This window comes from Rhodococcus sp. P-2, from assembly GCF_016598535.1.
Classification (GTDB): Bacteria; Actinomycetota; Actinomycetes; order Mycobacteriales; family Mycobacteriaceae; genus Rhodococcus_F; species Rhodococcus_F baikonurensis.
The window spans coordinates 163,351-183,515 of sequence record NZ_CP066779.1 but is presented as its reverse complement, the minus strand read 5'-3'; the positions used below and the strand labels follow the sequence as shown (position 1 = coordinate 183,515).

General features: G+C 62.8%; 23 protein-coding genes. 15 read left to right on the top strand and 8 right to left on the bottom strand.

Annotation, left to right across the window (positions count from 1 at the left end; all coding sequences use genetic code 11):
* Nucleotides 1–89: 89 nt before the first annotated feature.
* The 3 genes from I7X09_RS00895 to pspM all read left to right on the top strand — a co-directional run bounded on the left by I7X09_RS00895 (nucleotide 90) and on the right by pspM (nucleotide 2,298).
* Nucleotides 90–452, top strand: coding sequence for a helix-turn-helix domain-containing protein (locus tag I7X09_RS00895; protein WP_200315114.1), 363 nt, complete (start codon nucleotides 90–92; stop codon nucleotides 450–452).
* Nucleotides 453–608: 156 nt separating this feature from the next.
* On the top strand, nucleotides 609–1,421 hold the full coding sequence (gene pspA, locus I7X09_RS00890) for a phage shock protein PspA (RefSeq protein ID WP_003942098.1): 813 nt from the start codon (nucleotides 609–611) through the stop codon (nucleotides 1,419–1,421).
* Between the two features lie 31 nt (nucleotides 1,422–1,452).
* Entirely contained in the window at nucleotides 1,453–2,298 is an 846-nt protein-coding gene (gene pspM, locus I7X09_RS00885; RefSeq protein WP_234036762.1) for a phage shock envelope stress response protein PspM, read from the top strand.
* A gap of 22 nt (nucleotides 2,299–2,320) precedes the next feature.
* Here the strand turns inward: pspM and I7X09_RS00880 are convergent, their stop codons facing one another.
* Genes I7X09_RS00880 through I7X09_RS00870 form a run of 3 tightly spaced genes read right to left on the bottom strand, consistent with a single transcriptional unit; the run spans nucleotide 2,321 to nucleotide 4,206 of the window.
* Nucleotides 2,321–2,926 (bottom strand): energy-coupling factor transporter transmembrane component T family protein, encoded by a 606-nt coding sequence (locus tag I7X09_RS00880; RefSeq protein ID WP_200315112.1) that lies wholly within the window; start codon nucleotides 2,924–2,926, stop codon nucleotides 2,321–2,323.
* A complete protein-coding gene (locus I7X09_RS00875; RefSeq protein ID WP_200315110.1) occupies nucleotides 2,923–3,603 on the bottom strand; it encodes an energy-coupling factor ABC transporter ATP-binding protein in 681 nt (226 codons plus the stop codon). Before I7X09_RS00875 ends, I7X09_RS00880 begins: the two co-directional genes overlap by 4 nt.
* A 6-nt stretch (nucleotides 3,604–3,609) precedes the next feature.
* A complete protein-coding gene (locus tag I7X09_RS00870) occupies nucleotides 3,610–4,206 on the bottom strand; it encodes a biotin transporter BioY (protein ID WP_007735162.1) in 597 nt (198 codons plus the stop codon).
* 237 nt (nucleotides 4,207–4,443) lie between these two features.
* Here I7X09_RS00870 and I7X09_RS00865 point away from each other — a divergent pair, with 237 nt between their 5' ends.
* The 8 genes from I7X09_RS00865 (at nucleotide 4,444) to recX (ending at nucleotide 10,966) form a co-directional block, all read left to right on the top strand.
* A complete protein-coding gene (locus I7X09_RS00865; protein ID WP_166809567.1) occupies nucleotides 4,444–4,620 on the top strand; it encodes a hypothetical protein in 177 nt (58 codons plus the stop codon).
* A 17-nt stretch (nucleotides 4,621–4,637) separates the two neighbouring features.
* Nucleotides 4,638–5,351, top strand: a complete 714-nt coding sequence (locus tag I7X09_RS00860) for a PIG-L deacetylase family protein (protein ID WP_200315108.1) — start codon at nucleotides 4,638–4,640, stop codon at nucleotides 5,349–5,351.
* 73 nt (nucleotides 5,352–5,424) lie between these two features.
* Nucleotides 5,425–6,063, top strand: a complete 639-nt coding sequence (locus tag I7X09_RS00855; protein ID WP_095970573.1) for a TetR/AcrR family transcriptional regulator — start codon at nucleotides 5,425–5,427, stop codon at nucleotides 6,061–6,063.
* A gap of 2 nt (nucleotides 6,064–6,065) precedes the next feature.
* Nucleotides 6,066–7,601, top strand: a complete 1,536-nt coding sequence (locus I7X09_RS00850; RefSeq protein WP_200315106.1) for a glycerol-3-phosphate dehydrogenase/oxidase — start codon at nucleotides 6,066–6,068, stop codon at nucleotides 7,599–7,601.
* Nucleotides 7,602–7,613: 12 nt separating this feature from the next.
* Nucleotides 7,614–8,777, top strand: a complete 1,164-nt coding sequence (locus I7X09_RS00845) for a glycosyltransferase (RefSeq protein WP_200315104.1) — start codon at nucleotides 7,614–7,616, stop codon at nucleotides 8,775–8,777.
* A gap of 52 nt (nucleotides 8,778–8,829) precedes the next feature.
* Nucleotides 8,830–9,024, top strand: coding sequence for a DUF3046 domain-containing protein (locus I7X09_RS00840; RefSeq protein WP_003942185.1), 195 nt, complete (start codon nucleotides 8,830–8,832; stop codon nucleotides 9,022–9,024).
* Between the two features lie 320 nt (nucleotides 9,025–9,344).
* Nucleotides 9,345–10,382: a recombinase RecA gene (gene recA, locus I7X09_RS00835; protein WP_007735170.1), complete on the top strand. Its 1,038-nt coding sequence runs from the start codon at nucleotides 9,345–9,347 to the stop codon at nucleotides 10,380–10,382.
* A gap of 8 nt (nucleotides 10,383–10,390) precedes the next feature.
* Nucleotides 10,391–10,966, top strand: a complete 576-nt coding sequence (gene recX / locus I7X09_RS00830) for a recombination regulator RecX (RefSeq protein ID WP_095970569.1) — start codon at nucleotides 10,391–10,393, stop codon at nucleotides 10,964–10,966.
* 101 nt (nucleotides 10,967–11,067) lie between these two features.
* Here recX and I7X09_RS00825 read toward each other — a convergent pair whose 3' ends face one another.
* From I7X09_RS00825 to gluA, 4 genes are all read right to left on the bottom strand, one after another.
* Nucleotides 11,068–11,964, bottom strand: a complete 897-nt coding sequence (locus tag I7X09_RS00825) for an amino acid ABC transporter permease (RefSeq protein ID WP_007735172.1) — start codon at nucleotides 11,962–11,964, stop codon at nucleotides 11,068–11,070.
* Complete coding sequence (locus I7X09_RS00820; RefSeq protein WP_019748198.1) at nucleotides 11,961–12,641, bottom strand: amino acid ABC transporter permease; 681 nt, start codon at nucleotides 12,639–12,641, stop codon at nucleotides 11,961–11,963. Before I7X09_RS00820 ends, I7X09_RS00825 begins: the two co-directional genes overlap by 4 nt.
* 99 nt (nucleotides 12,642–12,740) lie before the next feature.
* Complete coding sequence (locus I7X09_RS00815) at nucleotides 12,741–13,577, bottom strand: glutamate ABC transporter substrate-binding protein (RefSeq protein ID WP_020907523.1); 837 nt, start codon at nucleotides 13,575–13,577, stop codon at nucleotides 12,741–12,743.
* 126 nt (nucleotides 13,578–13,703) lie between these two features.
* Nucleotides 13,704–14,432, bottom strand: a complete 729-nt coding sequence (gene gluA / locus I7X09_RS00810) for a glutamate ABC transporter ATP-binding protein GluA (RefSeq protein ID WP_095970742.1) — start codon at nucleotides 14,430–14,432, stop codon at nucleotides 13,704–13,706.
* Nucleotides 14,433–14,771: 339 nt separating this feature from the next.
* On the opposite strand from gluA, the gene miaB reads away from it, so the two are divergent.
* Together miaB and I7X09_RS00800 are read left to right on the top strand one after the other, a co-directional pair.
* The gene (gene miaB, locus I7X09_RS00805; RefSeq protein WP_234036988.1) at nucleotides 14,772–16,229 is read left to right on the top strand and encodes a tRNA (N6-isopentenyl adenosine(37)-C2)-methylthiotransferase MiaB; all 1,458 of its coding nucleotides are present in this window, start codon (nucleotides 14,772–14,774) and stop codon (nucleotides 16,227–16,229) included.
* Nucleotides 16,226–16,816 carry an Rv2732c family membrane protein gene (locus I7X09_RS00800; RefSeq protein ID WP_124569757.1) on the top strand — a complete coding sequence of 197 codons (591 nt, stop codon included), beginning with the start codon at nucleotides 16,226–16,228 and terminating at the stop codon, nucleotides 16,814–16,816. Before miaB ends, I7X09_RS00800 begins: the two co-directional genes overlap by 4 nt.
* Before the next feature lie 93 nt (nucleotides 16,817–16,909).
* Here the strand turns inward: I7X09_RS00800 and I7X09_RS00795 are convergent, their stop codons facing one another.
* A complete protein-coding gene (locus tag I7X09_RS00795) occupies nucleotides 16,910–18,280 on the bottom strand; it encodes a DUF349 domain-containing protein (protein ID WP_200315102.1) in 1,371 nt (456 codons plus the stop codon).
* A 139-nt stretch (nucleotides 18,281–18,419) separates the two neighbouring features.
* On the opposite strand from I7X09_RS00795, the gene I7X09_RS00790 reads away from it, so the two are divergent.
* Both I7X09_RS00790 and miaA read left to right on the top strand, forming a co-directional pair.
* The gene (locus I7X09_RS00790) at nucleotides 18,420–19,166 is read left to right on the top strand and encodes a class III extradiol dioxygenase subunit B-like domain-containing protein (protein WP_200315100.1); all 747 of its coding nucleotides are present in this window, start codon (nucleotides 18,420–18,422) and stop codon (nucleotides 19,164–19,166) included.
* A complete protein-coding gene (gene miaA, locus I7X09_RS00785; protein ID WP_200315098.1) occupies nucleotides 19,154–20,089 on the top strand; it encodes a tRNA (adenosine(37)-N6)-dimethylallyltransferase MiaA in 936 nt (311 codons plus the stop codon). Before I7X09_RS00790 ends, miaA begins: the two co-directional genes overlap by 13 nt.
* Nucleotides 20,090–20,165: the final 76 nt, after the last annotated feature.

Below are 20,165 nucleotides of genomic sequence, written 5' to 3'. Positions count from 1 at the left end.
CTCGGGAACCAATCGGATGTGTTCGGACGTTGACGATTGTGAAGACGTACGACCATGCACGATGAGGTCACGGATGAAGGAGGAGCGAGATGGCGCTGCTATTGCGTGAGGCAATCGGTGACAGTCTCCGGCGTACGCGCGTTTCGCAGAGCCGCACGCTACGTGAGGTGTCGAACAGCGCGCGTGTGAGCTTGGGCTATCTGTCCGAAGTGGAACGTGGACGTAAGGAAGCATCGAGCGAACTGTTGGCAGCGATCTGTGATGCGCTCGCAGTCCCACTGTCCGACGTGCTGGTCGACGTGAGCGAGACCCTGGCCACGAAGAAGAGCGCTCCGGTAGCGAGTCGACAGGTCACCGAACCTGCCGTGTCGGCATCCGGTTCGCCGACTATCGCACGCGATACCCGCGTCGTGATTCCGGCACCGAACGCTCGAAGGTTGGCGGCGGCGTAGCCACTACCGGCCGTAACCGATAGATTTTGTACGTAACCGCCGGTTTCCAGCAGGTGGGGTCAGAGCAGATAGGGCGCAGCCCTTGTTTCGGTGCGCGACGGTCGCGCTCCGGGTCGCGTTCGGCGCGGCGCATCAGATGGAGGCAGGATCAAACCAATGGCTAATCCTTTCGTCAAGGGCTGGAAGTACCTGATGGCGCTCTTCAATTCGAAGATCGATGAGAAGGCAGATCCAAAGGTTCAGATTCAGCAGGCGATCGAGGACGCGCAACGCCAGCATCAGGCGTTGTCCCAGCAGGCTGCGTCGGTGATCGGTAATCAGCGTCAACTCGAGATGAAGCTCAGCCGTCAGCTCGACGAGGTCGAGAAGCTCAACGCCAACGCGCGCCAGGCCGTCAACCTCGCCGATCAGGCCGCTGCTGCCGGCGACAACGACAAGGCGATCCAGTACACCAACGCCGCTGAGGCTTTCGCGGCTCAGCTGGTGACGGCCGAGCAGGGCGTCGAGGACCTGAAGGCACTGCACGACCAGTCCTTGCAGGCGGCCGCTCAGGCCAAGAAGGCCGTCGAGCAGAACGCGATGACTCTGCAGGCAAAGGTTGCCGAGCGCACCAAGCTGCTCAGCCAGCTCGAGCAGGCCAAGATGCAGGAGCGCGTGAGCGAGTCGCTTCGTTCCATGGACAGCACGCTGTCGGCTCCGGGCAACACACCCAGCCTCGATGCTGTGCGCGACAAGATCGAACGTCGCTATGCCGACGCACTCGGCTCTGCCGAGCTCGCCCAGAACTCCGTTCAAGGCCGCATGATGGAGGTCCAGCAGGCCTCGGTCCAGATGGCAGGGCACAGTCGCCTCGAACAGATTCGTGCATCCATGAAGGGCGAGGCACTGCCGTCCGGCGGCGCAGCGGCCACTCCCGCGACTCCGTCCGTCGAGAAGCAGCCCCCGGCTGCCGGTCAGACCGGGCAGTAGCCGAATCCTCGATGTCGGCAGTGATGCTCTGATGTTTTCTTCACGAGACGGTCGATCTGGGCGTGAGCCCCGGTCGGCCGTTCCCGTTTCCGTATCCGGCGCTTTCGGAGCATTGGGACGCACCGCGGACACATTGCGCGAGGTCGGTCTGTCTGCGGCGGATGCAGCACGGCGGTGGCAGGACCCGCGCGCCAAATTCGAGCGCAAGCGTGCCCGAGCGCGTCGACGAGCGCAGCGTTGGGGTTTCATGTCAGGCGGATCCGTGGTCGGCACTGCCGGCCTCGCAGTAGCGTCCGCTCCAGAGTGGTCGGTGGTCGTGGCAGGCGGGGGAGCGGCACTGTTCGCGGTTCCCGCCGTCATCGCGGTCGGCCGTTACCGTTCGATGAGTTCCGGCCCACCGCCGTCCGCGCCGATTCGCCGGCGGTTGCCACCGTCGTCGTCTCGCGCGTTCATCCCGATGTCTCGCCTGATCGGCGCCGAGACTTCGCTGTTCGAGATCTTGAGTGTGCTCAGGCGTGCCGACACCATCGACCCCGGCGAGTTGGACGAAATCACCGTCACCGCTGATTCGGCATTGAGAGCGATGTTCGCGGTGTCCGCGGACGTGGTCGCGATGGAACGCGCGGTTGCCGCAACACCCAAGGTGACCGAACCTCTCGATCCCACTATCGACAGCGCCGTACGTGAATTGCAGTCGGGGTTGGATCAGTACGAGGATCTGGTGACCTCGGCCGCCGCATTGACCGCGCCCCACAGCCCTTCGGCACTGGTGGGGTTCAATCGAGAACTCTCGGCGTTGCACGCAGCCGCCGAGCGACTCTCGGCGCTTGCCGACGCCATCGGCGAGGTGGACGACATCACCCGCAAGTACAACTGACAGTTCTCGGTCTGATCGGCGCTCAGTCGTCGGCGCCGCGGGCTGCCAACGCCTCACCCATCGCATCCGCGGTCATCAGCGTGCCGACGATGACCGGCACGGCGAAAGAACGTAGCGAGAAGCCGAGTCCACGCGCCTTGCGTGCCTCGGACACCTGCGTGATGACTTCGAACATGAGCGGGATGCACCGGATCGTCATTGCGAGGAGCAGGGCGATCCGTTCGGGATTGACGCCGAAGCGTCGCAAGGGCGTCAGGAATCTGGTGATCGCGTCGAGCATCTCGGAGATCCGTGTGGTCAGACCCATGATCGCCGCGAAGGCGATCGAAATGATCAGAACGCCGCAAACGACGGCCGCTCGCTGCCATCCCGCGACCACCAGCTGGAATGCCCCGATGAAGAGCAACATCCACAGTGCCGGACGCAGTTGCCGGAGTGCCGTCATCGGAGGAATGCGCGCAATCACGTACAGCGCAACAACGACGATCGCAGGAGCTGCCAGCTGCCAGGGCTCACGCACGAAGATCGAGACTGCGAGGATCGCCGCGATCAAGGCGACGAGCTTGATCCCCGTCGGCATCCGGTGCAGCAGTGACGTGCCCGGGCGGTAGACGCCGAGGGTGGTCACGAGACCAACGACCGGTAGTGATCGATGGAGTCGGCGGGGGAGCCGTCCGCGACGATGCGGCCTTGGTCGACAACCAACACCCGTTCGAAGGATTCGAGGAGATCGAGTTGGTGGGTCACGACGATCAGTTGCTGATCGAGAGACTCGAATACCGAGCTGATCAGCCGAGAGTTGCGAAGGTCGAGGAGCGTGGTGGGTTCGTCGGCGACCAGTACGGTCGGTTCCGTCACCATGACGGCCGCGAGCGCGAGAAGCTGTTTCTGCCCGCCCGAAAGCTGGTGGGTGGGATGGTCGGCGTGCCCGGCGAGGCCGTAGCGTTCGAGCACCGAGGCCACCTTTGCGGCGCGCTCGGTTTTGCCCGATCCGCTACGGCGGAGCGAGAATTCGATGTCCTCGGCAACCGTCGGCATCACGATCTGGTGGTTGGGATCGGTGAAGACGAATCCGACCTGCTTGCGTACGTCGCGGCCCTTCTTCGCCGTGTCCAAGCCGTTGACGTGGACGTGTCCTTCCGTCGGAACGACCAGTCCGTTGATCATGCGAGCGAGGGTCGACTTGCCGCTTCCGTTTGCACCCACGATCCCGATTCGCTGCTCGCTCAGACGCAGATTTATCTGCTGCAGGACCGTTCGCTCACCGAAGCGGTGTCCGACGTTCTCGAAGACGATCTCACTCATCGGAGATTAGTTCGCCACCACGGTCTTGTTCGACGAGATCACCGAGTCGCGCAGTAGTGCCGGGTATGCCCGATGAACCTGGGACGCGACCAACGCAGTGACGACCGCTTTGGCGGCGTCGAGCGGGATGAAGGCGGCGTTGGCAGACCAGGCGGCGACGAAGCTCATGTGTCCGCGGACCATCATTCCGACGATGCCGAACGCGTAGAGAACGACGACGCCGCCGAGAAGGTTGATGCCGATGCCTGCGATGATCCGGTACTTGGGCAGCATCTTGGCAGTCAGCCATCCGATGACGAACGCCGTCGGGATCCAACCGATGAGGAATCCGGCCGTCGGGCTCGAGAGAGACACGAGTGCGGTGCGACCGCCGGCAAGGACGGGCAATCCGACCAATCCCAGGGCGATGACCGTCAAGACTGCGAGAACACCCTTGCGCGGTCCGAGCAGAGCGCCGGCCATCATGACGCCCATGGACTGAAGCGTGATGGGTACACCGGAGATACCGATGTTGATCGACCCGGGAAGGCCCAGCGCGATGATGAGTGCGGCGAAGACGGCTACATGCGCGAGATCGCGAGCGGGGAAACGGGTCGTAGACACTGCGGACGTGCTCCTTCGGCGTACGGGATGGAACTTCGCGAGTTTACGCCAGGAGCAAGCTCCGATGGGTTGGACACCTGACCTGCGTGAGGGCCGGTCTCGGGGTGAACCCTGATCTTTACCTGAACTTGCCGCTGAGCTGCTGCTTTGTCACGCCAGACCTGTCAGGCTGGTTCTACGGACGACGCAGCACCTGTCCGATTCGACTGATTATTCAACGGCACGTTGGAGGTAAGCATGTTTTGGAAGATCGTTTTGGCCGTCGTACTGGTGTGGGTCGCACTTGCGGTGGTCGGTGCGCTGATCAAGGGGCTTTTCTGGGTCCTGGTGGTCGGCGCTGTCGGTTTCGGAATCTACTTCCTGGTGAAGGCGATGTCGGGAAGTGACGACAATTCCCACGCTTCGCGGTTCTGACGGGCAAGATCTGCCCTATGGAAAACTTCCCCGAGGACTGGCAGCGCGCGATTGTCATCGTGGCGCATCCCGACGACATCGAATACGGCGCAGCCGCAGCAGTGGCGCAGTGGACCGATCGCGGTAAAGACGTGCGATACGTCCTGGCCACGCGCGGTGAGGCCGGAATCGCCGGTCTGTCGCCCGAGGAGTCCGGCCCGGTCCGCGAGGAAGAAGAGCGTCGCTCGGCCGCGATCGTCGGTGTCAGTGAGGTGGAGTTCCTCGATCTACCCGACGGTCGTCTCGTGGAAGGCTTGGAGTTGCGCTCGACTCTCGCCGCGGCAATTCGTCGCCACCGCCCGGAATTGGTGGTGACGATGAACTTCTCCCACACCTGGGGACCTGGCTACCTCAACAGCGCGGATCACCGAGCACTCGGGATCGGCGTCCTGGACGCGACCGCTGATGCGGCGAACGAATGGATCTTTCCGTCATTGACGGCTCAGGGACTGGCGCCGTGGTCCGGTGTGCGGTGGGTTGCGGTCAACACGATGACTCCCACACACTGCGTCGACGTGACGTCGACGGTCGATCGCGCCGTGGATTCGCTCGCAGAACATGCGCGATATCTGGCGGCGTTGAGTTCCACGCCGATCCGGGAACAGGCGCGCGCACAGATCGACATGGTCAGCGGACCGAAGCCCGGTTTCGACGCAGAGCGCGCAGTTGGTTTCGAGTTGTACTATTTCTGATGATCGCTGAGCGAGAGAACTCGCAAGTCCCGACGGGATTACCGGTGACTTGTCCGGTATTGTGTTACACACGATGGTAATCCGTAACGCAGATGACTCACTTGCCCCTCGCAAGGCAGATGGTCAGCGCATCCCCAGCCGCGAGATCGACGACGTGATTCTCGACGCAGCAAGGTCGTGTGTCCTCGATTTCGGAATGCAACGAACCACACTTGCGGAGATCTCCCGTCGAGCCGGCGTGAGCCGACCGACGGTCTACCGGCGATGGCCGGACACACGAGCCGTCGTCGCGGATCTGCTCACCCGGGAGATTCGATCAGTGCTGCCAGAGGTGGCGTTCACCGGGTCTGCGGGCACATTGCTCGTGGAAGCTATCGGTGACGTCGTCGGCCAGATTCGCGATCATCCGCTCTTCGTGAAGATTCGCCACGCCGATCAAGAGTTGCTCACCACCTACATCGTGGACCGACTCGGCGCGAGCCAGAAGTCGATTCTCGAACTGATCACTTCCGTCGTGGCTGCCGGTCAACAAGACGGTTCGATTCGCGAGGGAAGCGTCAACGAGATTGCGGCGATGGTTCTACTGATGGCTCAGTCCGTCGTCATCTCCGCACCGACTCTCGAGCCGGAACTTTCGGCCGACGCGTCGGTCGAGCAACTTCGACATGCGGTCGCTGCGTATCTGGCACCTGCAAAGAATTCGGGAGAATAGCTGTGGACCTTCGGGATTCGGCAGGCGGCGATTCAGCTCTCAACGCACAGCGGCGTACTCGTGAACTCGAGCAGTTCGCGAACGGCGATTCGGTTGACGTCCTGGTTATCGGCGGCGGAATCACCGGTGTCGGTGTCGCTCTCGACGCCGTGACTCGAGGGCTCAGTGTTGCGCTGGTCGAAAAGCACGACCTCGCATTCGGCACCAGCCGCTGGAGTTCGAAACTGGCACACGGCGGCCTTCGGTACCTCGCCTCCGGCAATGTCGGTATAGCGCGTGAAAGTGCGGTCGAGCGCGGCATTCTCATGACGCGCACCGCGCCGCATCTCGTTCGCGCCATGCCTCAACTCGTACCGCTGTTGCCCGAAACATCGTTTTTCGGGAAGGCCCTGGTGCGTACCGGTTTCCTGGCTGGTGACGCTCTGCGCATGTCGGCGCGAACCCCAGCGTCGGTTCTACCCCGATCACGGACGGTCAGCGCTGCTCGAGCGCGCGAATTAGCTCCCGCGGTCAAGCGGGAGAACTTACGTGGCGCCTTGACCGCGTTCGACGGGCAGCTCATCGACGACGCCCGCCTCGTCGTCGGCATCGCCCGAACCGCAGCGTCATACGGCGCGCGAATCCTGACCCGCGTCGGTGCATACGACGTATCCGGAACGTCGGCCACCTTGCGCGACGAGTTGACCGGGTCCGAGTTCTTGATGCGTGCCCGCGTCGTGGTCAATGCGACCGGTGTCTGGGCTGATCAGGTCGACTCCAGCATCACCCTGCGCCCCAGCCGCGGGACGCACCTGGTGCTCGATGCCGCGCGATTGGGGAACCCCACGGCAGCACTGACCGTGCCGATTCCCGGCGAGACCAACCGCTTCGTCTTCGCCCTGCCCGCGCAGCTCGGCCGGATCTACCTCGGGTTGACCGACGAAGCAGCGCCGGGACCGGTGCCAGACGTGCCGACGGCGTCCGAGGACGAGATCGACTTCCTTCTCGACACCGTGAACACGGCGTTGGAAGTTCCTCTGACCCGTGAGGACGTCCTGGGGACCTTTGCGGGTCTGCGTCCGCTGTTGGACACCGGTGAAAGCTCGACGGCCGACCTCTCTCGCAATCACGCTGTAGTCCGTTCGGACTCGGGCTTGGTCACGGTAGTGGGCGGAAAACTCACGACGTACCGCAAGATGGCCGAAGACGCCGTCGACGCCGCGGTCGAGGTCGGGTCGCTGAGCGCCGGAGCGTGTCGGACACGCGCGTTGCCGCTGGTAGGCGCTGCATCACCGGCTGAATTGAAAAAGATCAAGGCACCCGCGTCATTGGTGGCGCGATACGGCACCGAGGCTGAGGTCGTGGCCGCGGCGAGCAGCGATCGACTCCGGTCGGTTGCGGACTTGGAGATCTGCGGTGCAGAGTTCGATTTCGCGGTATCGCATGAAGGCGCCCTCGATGTCGACGACGTCCTTGATCGCAGGACGAGGATCGGATTGGTGGCTTCGGATCGCGAACGCGCACTGGGTGCGGCGGAACAGGCCTTTCACTCGGTGTGACACTCTGATCCGGTGCGTGTAGCCGTTGTTGCCGGGCCGGACCCGGGTCATGCTTTTCCCGCAATAGCGTTGTCGCTGGCGTTGATCCAGGCCGGCGACGAACCGATCCTGTACACAGGGACCCGGTGGGTCGAGGCAGCGCGAGCTGCCGGCGTGGAAGCCGAGCCGCTCAAGGGCTTGGCTCCGCGGCCGGGAGACGACGATCTTGATGCAGGCGCTCGGATTCATTCGCGCGCCGCCTATATTTCCACCGAACTGCTTCCCGACCTGAAATCCGTCTCCCCGGATCTCGTCGTCTCCGACATCCTCACTGCCGGAGGCGGATTGGCCGCCGAACGACTCGGCATCCCGTGGGTGGAACTCTCGCCTCACCCGCTGTACTCACCCTCGCGCGGTCTGCCGCCGATCGGCAGCGGGCTCGCGCCAGGCGTCGGAATTCGTGGTCGACTCCGCGATACCCTGATGCGCGCAGCGACCGGACGTTCGATCAAGCAAGGGTTGGCCCAGCGCTCCCAGGCTCGCGTCGGTGTCGGGTTGCCCGCTCTCGATCCCGGTCCGCAAGCCCGGCTGATCGCAACACTTCCGGCACTGGAAGTGCCTCGCCCCGACTGGCCGGAGCACGCACACGTCGTCGGCCCGCTTCTCTGGGAGCCGACCGAGGTCATTCTGGATCCACCGCCAGGTGACGAGCCGCTGGTCATGGTGGCGCCGTCCACGGCGCACACCGGGGCAGTGGGAATGTTCGAGGGCACGGTCGAAGGACTCGGCGGCGCCGGTGTCAGGCTGATCGCGTCGATGCTCGACGGAGCAGAAGGCGAGCATCCCGATTGGGTTCGTGCAGGTCTCGGACGCCAGGACGCGATGCTGCGCGACGCGTCGGTATTGGTGTGCGGCGGCGGGCACGGCATGTTGGCGAAAGCCTTGCTGGCCGGCGTGCCGACGGTCGTCGTTCCCGGGGGCGGGGACCAGTGGGAGTTGGCCAATCGCGCTGCCCGGGCAGGGACGTCGGTGATCGTGCGGCCCGCAGATGCCCAGTCGATTCGCGATGCCGTACTGCAGGTGCTCTCCGACAGACGATTCGCGGAAGCTGCGAAGTCTGCTGCCGCGACTGCGTCGCAGGTCACCGATCCGGTGGCGGTGTGCCGACAGGTGGTCAACGGTGGTGTGACGGCGTGAGCATGGTGCGCCTGAATGCAGGTGCACCGCTCTGTGGACTACGGTGGCGGCTGTGCGGTTGACCGAATTTCATGAAATGGTGCGCGAAGAGTTCGGGCAGGTACGAGGCGACTCGATGCTGATCGACCATGTACTCCAGAGTCTCGACGGAATGACTGCCGCGGAGGCTGTCGAAGCAGGCTGGGAGCCTCGCGAAGTGTGGCGCGCACTCTGCGTGGAGTTCGACGTACCCCCCGCCCGCCGCTGATTCTTCGGCGTGTCGAACGTCTCTCGTCTTCTGTTCGAACACGTGTTCGTCTATGCTGAACCTGTTCGGTGGTGACGCTCTTTTCGTAACTGCGAACTTTCGGTGTTCTACAAATGCGGTGTTCTACAAATGCGGTGTTTCACGAATGCGGTGTTTCACGAACGCGGTGATCGGCAAGCGCGAAAGCAAGATCGAAAAGTCTGTCGGTGGCCGGATCTACTCTGATCGCAACACACCAACAGGGTCGGCTCAGGCAGGCGCTGAAGAGACGGAGTCTGCTCAGGCAGGCACTGAAGACTGAAACAAGGATGGGGATCACGATGGCACCACAGGCACCTGATCGGGACAAGGCACTCGACCTCGCGTTGGCGCAGATCGACAAGAACTTCGGCAAGGGTTCGGTGATGCGCCTGGGTGAGGGTGTCCGCCAGCCCATCGCCGTCATTCCCACCGGTTCCATCGCGCTTGACGTCGCGCTGGGTATCGGCGGACTGCCGCGTGGCCGCGTCATCGAGATCTACGGCCCGGAGTCCTCGGGTAAGACCACCGTGGCACTGCACGCAGTTGCCAATGCTCAGGCCAACGGCGGCATCGCGGCGTTCATCGACGCGGAGCACGCACTCGATCCCGACTACGCAGCCAAGCTGGGTGTCGATACCGACGCGCTTCTGGTCTCGCAGCCCGATACGGGTGAGCAGGCTCTCGAGATCACAGACATGCTGATCCGTTCGGGCGCCCTCGACATCGTCGTGATCGACTCCGTGGCCGCTCTTGTTCCTCGCGCCGAGATCGAAGGCGAAATGGGTGACAGCCACGTCGGCCTGCAGGCTCGACTGATGAGCCAGGCGCTGCGCAAGATCACCGGTGCCATGAACAACTCGGGCACCACCGTCATCTTCATCAACCAGCTTCGCGAGAAGATCGGCGTGATGTTCGGTTCTCCCGAAACCACCACCGGTGGTAAGGCACTGAAGTTCTACGCTTCGGTCCGCCTCGACATCCGTCGCATCGAGACCCTCAAGGACGGTACCGACGCAGTCGGTAACCGCACTCGCGTCAAGGTCGTCAAGAACAAGGTCGCTCCGCCGTTCAAGCAGGCCGAGTTCGATATTCTCTACGGCCAGGGCATCAGTAAGGAAGGCTCGCTCATCGACATGGGTGTCGAGCACGGGTTCATCCGCAAGTCCGGCTCCTGGTACACCTACGAAGGTGACCAGTTGGGTCAGGGCAAGGAAAATGCTCGTAAGTTCTTGCTGGAGAACACCGATATCCGCGACGAGATCGAGAAGAAGATCAAGGAAAAGCTCGGTATCGGTGCTGACGTCACTGCAACCGACGAAGCTCCCGCCGACTTCTGAGTTCAGTCATGAGCTTCGACGACGGTGACCACGGCGAGAATGCTCGTGAAGAGTACGGCGCTCCTCGGCGTCGATCCCGTCAACGCTCCGAGAAACCGTCGCAACGTGCGGAAGGTGGTACGGAGGCGCAGGCCAAAGACGCTTGCCTGCGCCTCCTGACCGACCGGGCACGCAGCCGCTCGGAACTGGAAACCAAGCTGAGCGGGCGCGGCTTCGAGCCCGAGATCATTACCAAGGTCCTCGATCGACTCCAAGAAATCGGGTTGATCGACGACGCAGACTTCGCGAACCAATGGGTTCATTCGCGGCACACGTACTCGGGCAAGGGAAAGCGTGCGCTTGCAGTCGAGTTGCGGCTCAAAGGAATCGACCAGGACGTCGCCTCCGAAGCTCTGTCGCAGATCGATCCCGAAGACGAGCGCGAGCGCGCAGCAGATTTGGTTCGGCGCAAGCTGAAGAACAAGCCGATCGACGATCGTGACAAGGTCACGCGTCGACTGGTCTCGATGCTCGCGCGCAAAGGATATTCAGCGGGGATGTCGTACGAGGTGGTCAAAGCAGAGATGGCTGCCGCAGAGTCGTAGGCAACACATGTCGTAGGCATCGAATACCAGGAGCGGGGTGTGTCACCGAATTCGGTGACACACCCCGCTCCTCGCGTCAGTGGAACAGCAGGTCGATCAGCTCACGGCTTGGTCAGGTCCATACCCGGTACCGAAACCGCTGGGTCGGCAGACGGAGCCGCGATGGGGCCCTTGCCCTTTCGCTTGCCGGAACGCAGGCGCTTCTCCACCTTGGTTGCCAGGAAGGTAAGCGCGGAGTTGAGAGCGATCATGATTGCGGCAACCACGATGAGCGCCGGCAGGAAGTTTCCGTAGAAAGTGCCGAGCTGTTGGGCCTGACGTACCAGCTCGACATACCCGATCAGGTAACCGAGGGCGGAGTCCTTCAGCGCCACGACCATCTGTGAAATCAGTGCCGGCAGCATGGCGGTAACCGCCTGGGGGAGCAGGATCGTCACCATGATCTGCGTCTTGCGCATCCCCAGCGCCTTGGCGGCCTCACTTTGCCCACGCGGGAGTGAGTTGATCCCGGCACGGACGATCTCGGCGATCACTGACCCGTTGTACAGGGTAAGACCCACGACGACTGCCGCCAGTGCAAGGTACTTCGACTTGAAGACTTCGTATTCGGCGAACACCTGATACGAGAAGATCATCAGAATCAGAACCGGTACTGCTCGGAACAGTTCGACGATGACGCCGCAAATTTTCCGGATGATGTTGTGCTCGGAGAGTCGGCCGATACCCAGGGCAGAACCGAGGATGAGCGCGAAGACGATGGACATCGCAGCCGCGATCAGTGTCCCGCGGATACCGGGTATCAGATACGTTGTCCACGAGGTGGATTCGAGGAACGGATCCCACTTCGCTGCTGTCAGCTGGCCCTTTTCGTCGAGTGCGCGGTAGATGACGTACCCGATCGCGACCATGAGTGCAGCGACGACAAGGGACGCGAATCGGTAAAGATTTCGCGCTCTGGGGCCCGGCGCGTCGTAGAGGACTGTTGCGCGGTTGCTCATCGTGAAACCTCGAATCGCTTGCTCAGCTTGCCGAAGATCAAGCCCATGGGAAGTGTCAGGATCACGAAACCGACAGCGAAGATTCCACCGACGACGAAGATCGCGGCTTCGTTTTCGATCATCTTCTTCATCAGCGCTGACGCTTCGGATACGCCGATCACAGCGGCGATGGTCGAGTTCTTGGTCAGTGCGATCAGCACGCTACCCAGCGGTGCTGTGACCGCGCGAAATGCCTGAGGCAGGACGATCAGCCGAAGATTTTGTGCAAACGACAGACCGAGTGATCGGCCCGCTTCGGCCTGGCCGACCGGAACGGTGTTGATTCCCGATCGAAGTGACTCACACACGAACGCGGCGGTATAGACACTGAGTCCGAGCACTGCGAGTCGGAAGTTGTTGTCTGTCAAGAAAGTCGGTGAGTCCGACTTTGCGAGATTGACTCCGAGCGTCTGCGACAGACCGAACAGACAGAACAGCAGAATCAGTGTCAGGGGGGTGTTGCGGAACACGGTCACGTACGCGGTACCCAGGAATCGGGCGACCGGAACCGGTGACACGCGCATGGCCGCGATCAGGACACCGATGATGACGGCGCCGATCGCGGAGAAGAACGTCAGCTGGATCGTGGTCCAGAAGGCTTCCAGAATCTGGTCGCCGTACTTGCTCAGAAGGTTCACTTGCCGTCTCCCCAGATCACGGGATCTCCGTTGGTGGCGTCACGCGCTGCGGCTCCCGAAGTGGGGAGCCGCAGCGAGATTGACGGTGAAAAAAGCAGGTCAGTAACGATCAACGGTGGGCGGGGCCGGGATGGGGTAGCCCGAAGCACCAACGGTGTTGTTGAAGGCTTCTTCCCACGCGCCGGTGGAGATCATCTTCTCGATGGCATCGTTGATCTTGCCGCGACCCTCGGAATCGTCCTTGGCCAGGCCGACGCCGTACTTTTCGGTCGTGAACGGTTCGCCGACGACCTTCAGCTCTCCTGGGTACTGGGCAGCGTAGCCGGCGAGGATGATGTCGTCGGTGGTGACAGCGTCGACAGCGCCGTTACGCAGAGCTTCGACACAAGCGGAGTAGGTGTCGAGCGGCTGGAGCTGGACGTCCTTGGCGTAGTTGTCCTGGATGTTCTGCGCCGGAGTCGAACCCGACACCGAGCAGAGCTTCTTGCCGCCGGTGAGCGAATCGGGGCCGGTGATGTCGGTGTTGTCGGAGCGAACGAGCAGCGACTGGCCCGCGATGAAGTACGGGCCGCCGAAGCTGACCTTCTCCTTGCGCGTGTCGGTGATCGAGTAGGTCGCGACGATGTAGTCGACCTCGCCGTTCTGGATCAGGGTCTCGCGCTGGGCTGACGGCGATTCCTTGAAGGTGATGCCTTCGGGCTTCACGCCGAGTTCGTTTGCGATGTAACGGGCTACCTCGACGTCGAAGCCGGAGAAGGTGCCGTCTGGGTTGCGCTGACCGAGGCCGGGCTGATCGAACTTGATGCCGACGGTGAGAGTGCCGTCGGAAGCGCTCTCGGTGATCGACTTGTTCTCCTCGCCGCCGCCACAGGCCGTGGCAGCGAACGCGATGGCCATGATTCCGATTCCGAAACGGACGGAACGATTGATCTTCATGAAGATCCTCTCAGTTGTCGACACACGAACAGTGCAGTCGAGATGAACGGTGCAGCCGAGGTGAACGGTGCAGTCGAGCAAGTTGTCTTGTGGACGAGGACAGAACTGTCGGAGGGGAGACTGTAATCAGTGCGTGAGGATCTTGCCGAGGAAGTCCTTGGCCCGATCCGACTTGGGATGGGTGAAGAACTCTTCGGGCGTGGTGTCTTCGACAACCTGGCCGTCAGCCATGAACAGCACGCGATCGCCGGCCTTGCGCGCGAAGCCCATCTCGTGCGTGACCACGAGCATGGTCATGCCTTCCTTCGCGAGGGAGGTCATGACGTCGAGGACCTCGTTGACCATCTCGGGGTCGAGTGCGGAGGTGGGCTCGTCGAACAGCATCACCTTCGGCTGCATCGCAAGGGCGCGAGCGATCGCGACACGCTGTTGCTGACCGCCCGAAAGCTGCGCCGGGTACTTGTCGGCCTGATTGGCGATACCGACGCGTTCGAGCAATGCCTGCGCGGTCTTCTTGGCGTCTTCCTTCTTGGCCTTGCGGACCTTCATCGGTGCGAGCATGACGTTCTCGAGGATCGTCTTGTGCGCGAACAGGTTGAACGACTGAAAGACCATCCCGACGTCGGCGCGAAGTGCAGCAAGTGCTTTGCCCTCTTCGGGGAGCGTCTTGCCGTCGACGGCGATCGTGCCCGAGTCGATGGGTTCGAGGCGATTGATGGTGCGGCACAGAGTCGACTTACCGGAGCCCGACGGACCAAGGACGATCACCACTTGGCCCTTGGGTACCTCGAGATTGACCTCTTGCAGGACGTGAAGTTCCCCGAAGTGTTTGTTCACCGAGGTCATCGAAATCATGGATGTGGAATCGCCGGAGGTGGTCGGCGTCGTCGCATCGTCGGCTTGGGTCATAAACGAGAACCTTAGGCGTAGTTTGCGTCGACGCCCGTGATTTCGCCATGGTTCTTGCCATATGTAATGGAAATTTTACTGTGACGACGTTTATGTCGCGTTTCGGCTGTTTATCAGGGCGTTATTACACGTCGTAGTGGACGTGAGCTAGGCTGAAGCGTGTCACTGATCGACGAAATGTCCCCTGCACTTCCACAGCCGACTGCAGTTCCGGAACCGACGGCAGATTCCGAGCCGACTGCGACGCCTGTTCGCACCTACGAGGTGCGGACGTACGGCTGTCAGATGAACGTCCACGATTCCGAGCGACTGTCCGGTCTGCTCGAGGATGCCGGGTATTCGAAGGCGGAGACCGGAAGCGATCCTGATCTTGTCGTCTTCAACACGTGTGCGGTCCGCGAGAACGCGGACAACAAGTTGTACGGCAACCTCAGCCAGCTCGCCCCGAACAAGGAGGCGAACCCCGACATGCAGATCGCGGTCGGTGGGTGCCTGGCGCAGAAGGATCGTGACACCGTAGTCAAGAAGGCGCCGTTCGTCGACGTCGTCTTCGGCACCCACAACATCGGCTCGCTTCCCGCGCTGCTCGACCGCGCGCGCCACAACCAACGCGCCGAAGTCGAAATCCTCGACGCGCTGGAGGCCTTTCCGTCGACGCTGCCGGCCAAGCGCGAATCTGCTTACGCGGGTTGGGTTTCCATCTCGGTCGGTTGCAACAACACGTGCACGTTCTGCATCGTTCCGGCCCTGCGTGGCAAGGAAGTGGATCGACGTCCCGGCGACATCCTGGCCGAGGTGCAGGCACTCGTCGACGAGGGGGTCTCGGAAGTGACCCTGCTCGGGCAGAACGTCAACGCCTACGGCGTGTCGTTCGCCGATCCGGAACAACCGCGCGATCGCGGAGCCTTCGCCTCGCTCTTGAAGGCATGTGGACACATCGACGGCCTCGAACGGGTGAGGTTCACATCGCCGCACCCGGCAGAGTTCACCGACGACGTCATCGAAGCGATGGCAACCACTGCCAACGTCTGCCCGCAGCTGCACATGCCGTTGCAGTCCGGTTCGGACAAGGTTCTGAAAGCGATGAAGCGCTCGTACCGCAAGTCGAAGTACCTCGGGATCATCGAGAAGGTGCGCGCCGCAATGCCGCACGCCGCCATCACCACGGACATCATCGTCGGGTTCCCGGGGGAGACGGAAGAGGATTTCGAGGAGACGCTGGACGTCGTGCGTAAGGCGCGATTCTCCAACGCCTACACCTTCCAGTACTCCAAGCGCCCGGGCACGCCGGCGGCGGAGATGGCCGATCAGCTTCCCAAAGAGGTTGTCCAGGAACGCTACATGCGATTGCTGGCGGTTCAGGAAGAAGTGAACATCGAGGAAAATCGCAAACTCGTCGGCACCGAGGTCGAACTCTTGGTGGCAGCGGGGGAGGGTCGGAAGAACGCAGCGACTCACCGTCTCAGTGGTCGCGCGCGAGACGGCCGCCTGGTGCATTTCCGCCCCGAGGGAAACCTCGACGGCACAATCCGACCCGGTGACGTGGTGACGGTCGTCGTCACCCACGGAGCCCCTCATCACCTCGTGGCAGATGACGGAGTGCTCACGCACCGTCGGACCCGCGCCGGTGACTCGTTCGACAAGGGCATCACACCCAAGACCCCGCCCATCGGCGTAGGTCTCGGGCTACCGAAGATCGGTGCCCCGGCCCCACAACCCGTCCAGATGGGATGCAACGCATGACCTCGCAACACGAGAACACGACACCACAGCCCGGCGACGACGCCTTCGAGGGCTACCGCAAGGATCTCGACGACGCGGAACGCAAGGTCGCGGGAGAAATCGATCCAGGTGCGCGCGCCATGGTCGTCGCAGTTGCGGTGCTCGTGCTGGTCGGGACGCTTGCGCTGCCCCATGCGGGAGTTGCGAACGGCTGGGATGTGCTCGCGTACAACCAGGATGCGGAAAGCGAACGGATTGCACTGTTCTCACGCTTGTTCGTGTGGTTCGTCGTCGTCTTCGGCATCGGATTCTCGATGCTGGCACTCGTGACGCGTCGCTGGAGTCTGGCGTGGGTCGCGCTGGCCGGCAGCGCCGTGGCGAGTGCTCTGGGAATGATGGCCGTCTGGTCGCGTCAGACCATTCCCGCCGGTTTCAACGTGGCCGGACCGTCGATCGGGCTGATCATCGGGTGGTTCGCCGTCGTGTTCTTGACGTTCCATTGGCTCAAGGTGGTCTGGACACGAACCAACATTCAGCTCGCTGCGGAGGAACAACGCCGGATCGCTGCGGCTGAAGCCGAAAAACATCAGGAATGGAACGTCGGCTGACACAGCAGGCCGTCTGTACAAAGCGCAAGACAACGCCGGCTGACTCCTTTCGGAGTCAGCCGGCGTTTTGTTGTCTTGGCAGCTCGTCGTCGATTACTCGTTGACGGCGCTTTCGGCAGCGTCGGCCCACTCACGCCACTGCTTTGCCTGAGCGAGAGCCTTCTCGGCGTCCTTCGTCTTGCCGGCAGCCTGAGCCTTGGCGGCCTGCTCCTCGAACTGGCTCACCCGCTCCTTGAACTGCGCGACTCGGGCAAGTGCCTCCGGATCGGTACGACGCCACTCGGCGTCGACAGCATCGCGCACCTTGGTTTCGATGGCCCGGAGCTTCGCTTCGAGTTCCTGCATTCGGTCGCGCGGCACCTTGCCGATCGCGTCCCACTTCTCCTGCAGGTCGCGCAGCGCTGCACGAGCATTCTCGAGTCCGTGCGCCGGATCGATGTTCGCGTTGGCAGCGAGCAGCTCTTCCTTTGCAACCGCGTTCTGCTCGAATTCGGCATCGCGCTCGGATGCAGCAGCGTTGCGCGCGGCGAAGAACACATCCTGCGCGCCCTTGAAGCGCTTCCACAGGTTGTCGTCGGCCTCGCGCGGTGCGCGGCCGGCAGCCTTCCACTCGCTGAGCAGATCGCGGAATTCTCCAGCGGTCTGCCCCCATTCAGTGGAGGTCGACAGCTTCTCGGCGCGCTCGACCAGTTCTTCCTTCGTCGAACGGGCGCTCGCACGATCTCGGTCGAGTTCGGCGAAGTGGGCTCCACGTCGTCGGTTGAAGGACTCGCGAGCCTTGGAATACCGCTTCCAGAGTGCGTCGTCGACCTTGCGGTCGATTCCGCGAATCGTCTTCCACTCGTCGAGAATCTCGCGCAGTCGATCACCCGCGGTCTTCCACTGGGTCGACTCCGAGCCGATCTGTTCGGCCTCGACAGCGAGGGCCTCCTTGCGGGCGGTGCTGGCCGCGCGAGACTGTTCCTTCTCTTCCTTCGCGTGCGCTGCGGCCTCGTCGGACCCGGCGACGATCACGTCGAGTCGTCGGGCCAAAGCATCGAGGTCACCGATCACGGCAGCGGTGGAGAGGGATTCGGACAGAGCGATGGCGGCAGCCTTGGTCTTCTTGGCGTCTCCGGCGCCCGACGTCAGTCGCGCCTCGAGTAGCGAGACCTCGGTCGCGAGGTCGTCGTAGCGACGGCCGAAATGGGCGAGACCCTCGGCGGCATCCCCGGCCTGCCACGATCCGATCTGACGTTCACCGTCAGCGGTCTTCACCCAGGCGGTCCCGTCTTCCTCGACGCGTCCGTACTTGCTCGGGTCGCTGGCCGGTGCGGCGGTGACGGCATGCGAGGCTGCTGGGCCGGGGCGGGGTGCACCGGGGCGTGGTCCACCAGGTTTGGGCGCGCCGGGTTTGGGTGCTGCCGGGCTCGGGCTGGCCGAACTGCTGTCGGCGCCGGTGGTGGGTTCACTGTTCTCGGTCATCGGTCCTCGTCTCTGCCGCGCGTCACGGCTGCCTGATCGCATTCCTGGTTCCATTGAACCCGGTACTCACGTTCTCCGACTATTGAATCAGGTAAGAGGGTGTGAGGTCGCCACCTCGGGGTCGACTAGCGTGGCAGCTGTGTTGACTTCCGCTGTTCTCGTCCCCTCGGCGCCGTTACTCGTGCCGGAATTGTCCGGTGATTCGGCCGAGTCCGCTCAGGTGCGTGCTGCAGCGACAGCCGCCGTGCGCCGGCTCTCTCACGAGGCGGTTCACTGGGTGGGCGTCGGTGTCGACTCCGAGAAGGCAGCGGGCGAACTCTGGCGATCGGGCGTCGGACATGGGCAGATCGGAACATTTGCGGGATTCGGCGCCGATGTCCGGACGTCCCTGGACGCGGATGCGACCGGCGAACCGGTGCCATCTCTCGAACTGTGCGCCCTTGTCGCCGGCTGGCTGCGTGCCCGAGCAGACGAGGAGATCACCGTCGACATGCACGCCGTCAGTGCAGAGGCGTCGGCGAATGAATGTCGTGAATTCGGGAAGCAGCTGCGCAAGCAGCTCGACAGCGACAACCGACCGCAAGGGCTTCTGATCGTGGCTGACGGTGCGTCCACGCTGACGGCAAAGGCGCCCGGAAGCTTCGACGAGCGCGCCGCGGGCGTGCAATCGGCCATCGACGATGCCCTGACCACCGGTGACCCGGAGGGGCTTCTTGCTCTCGATCCGCAGCTCTGCCGGAGTGTCGGAGCCCAGGGGCGCGCGGCGTGGCAGGTCCTCGCCGGTGTTTTTACGAGCTCGTCTCCGTCAGACCATCCTCGCTCGACGGTCGACTACAGCGATGCACCGTTCGGCATCGGCTACCACGTCGGGACGTGGCGGCCGTGAACATCCCTGAAGAGCTTCGCCCGATCGCAGTTGTCGGTCCGACGGCGTCGGGAAAGTCCGATCTCGCGTTGGCACTGGCCGAGGAATTCGGCGGAGAGATCATCAACATCGACGCGATGCAGCTCTATCGCGGCATGGATATCGGGACCGCCAAACTGACGCCTGCCGAGCGCCGTGGGATTCCGCATCACCTGCTCGACGTTCTCGACGTGACGGAGACGGCCACTGTCGCGCGTTATCAAACCGACGCGATCGCGATCGCCGAGGATCTGATCGCGGCGGGCAAGGTTCCGGTGATCGTCGGCGGATCCATGATGTACGTCCAGTCGTTGCTTGACGAATGGTCTTTTCCGGCAACGGATCCCGAAGTTCGCGCGAAGTGGGAAGCAGTGCTGGCCGACGGTGGGGTCGGTGCGGTGCATACGGCGCTTGTTGCTGCTGATCCGGTAGCGGCGGCGTCGATACTGCCTACGGACGGACGGCGGATGGTTCGGGCGCTCGAGGTCGTCGAGCTGACAGGTCTGCCGTTCGCGGCCTCGGCGCCGCAGATCGGTGACCCTCGTTGGGGAACCCGCATCATCGGCGTGGATCGGGATACGGAAGAACTCGACAGACGGATTCGGTTGCGAACCGAGTTGATGTTTTCGGGCGGGCTTGTCGACGAAGTTGCCGTGCTGGTCGAGCAAGGATTGCGTGAGGGCGTCACAGCGCCGCGAGCCATCGGCTACGCACAGGTGCTCGCACATTTCGACGGTGAATACGATCTGGCCGAAGCACTCGAACGGACGTTCATCGGGACACGGCGCTACGTTCGACGCCAACGATCATGGTTCCGTCGCGACGCCCGCGTGCACTGGCTCGACGGTGCCGATCCGAAGCTGGCTCGCTCGGCCTTCTCTGCACTTGCAGATCGCGGTCTGTAACACGATCGAGCCGATCAGCTATCTTACAGTTAGCTCTTTCGCGATCCATCCGTTTCGCGATCGGCGGACTGGAGGA

Excerpts from the sequence above, each read along its gene's own strand:
- I7X09_RS00895 (WP_200315114.1), top strand. The coding sequence starts at position 90 with ATGGCGCTGCTATTGCGTGAGGCAATCGGTGACAGTCTCCGGCGTACG.
- pspA (WP_003942098.1), top strand. The coding sequence starts at position 609 with ATGGCTAATCCTTTCGTCAAGGGCTGGAAGTACCTGATGGCGCTCTTC.
- pspM (WP_234036762.1), top strand. The coding sequence starts at position 1,453 with ATGTTTTCTTCACGAGACGGTCGATCTGGGCGTGAGCCCCGGTCGGCC.
- I7X09_RS00875 (WP_200315110.1), bottom strand. The coding sequence starts at position 3,603 with ATGAGTGAGATCGTCTTCGAGAACGTCGGACACCGCTTCGGTGAGCGA.
- I7X09_RS00865 (WP_166809567.1), top strand. The coding sequence starts at position 4,444 with ATGTTTTGGAAGATCGTTTTGGCCGTCGTACTGGTGTGGGTCGCACTT.
- I7X09_RS00860 (WP_200315108.1), top strand. The coding sequence starts at position 4,638 with ATGGAAAACTTCCCCGAGGACTGGCAGCGCGCGATTGTCATCGTGGCG.
- I7X09_RS00855 (WP_095970573.1), top strand. The coding sequence starts at position 5,425 with ATGGTAATCCGTAACGCAGATGACTCACTTGCCCCTCGCAAGGCAGAT.
- recA (WP_007735170.1), top strand. The coding sequence starts at position 9,345 with ATGGCACCACAGGCACCTGATCGGGACAAGGCACTCGACCTCGCGTTG.
- recX (WP_095970569.1), top strand. The coding sequence starts at position 10,391 with ATGAGCTTCGACGACGGTGACCACGGCGAGAATGCTCGTGAAGAGTAC.
- I7X09_RS00825 (WP_007735172.1), bottom strand. The coding sequence starts at position 11,964 with ATGAGCAACCGCGCAACAGTCCTCTACGACGCGCCGGGCCCCAGAGCG.
- I7X09_RS00815 (WP_020907523.1), bottom strand. The coding sequence starts at position 13,577 with ATGAAGATCAATCGTTCCGTCCGTTTCGGAATCGGAATCATGGCCATC.
- gluA (WP_095970742.1), bottom strand. The coding sequence starts at position 14,432 with ATGATTTCGATGACCTCGGTGAACAAACACTTCGGGGAACTTCACGTC.
- miaB (WP_234036988.1), top strand. The coding sequence starts at position 14,772 with ATGAACGTCCACGATTCCGAGCGACTGTCCGGTCTGCTCGAGGATGCC.
- I7X09_RS00800 (WP_124569757.1), top strand. The coding sequence starts at position 16,226 with ATGACCTCGCAACACGAGAACACGACACCACAGCCCGGCGACGACGCC.
- I7X09_RS00795 (WP_200315102.1), bottom strand. The coding sequence starts at position 18,280 with ATGACCGAGAACAGTGAACCCACCACCGGCGCCGACAGCAGTTCGGCC.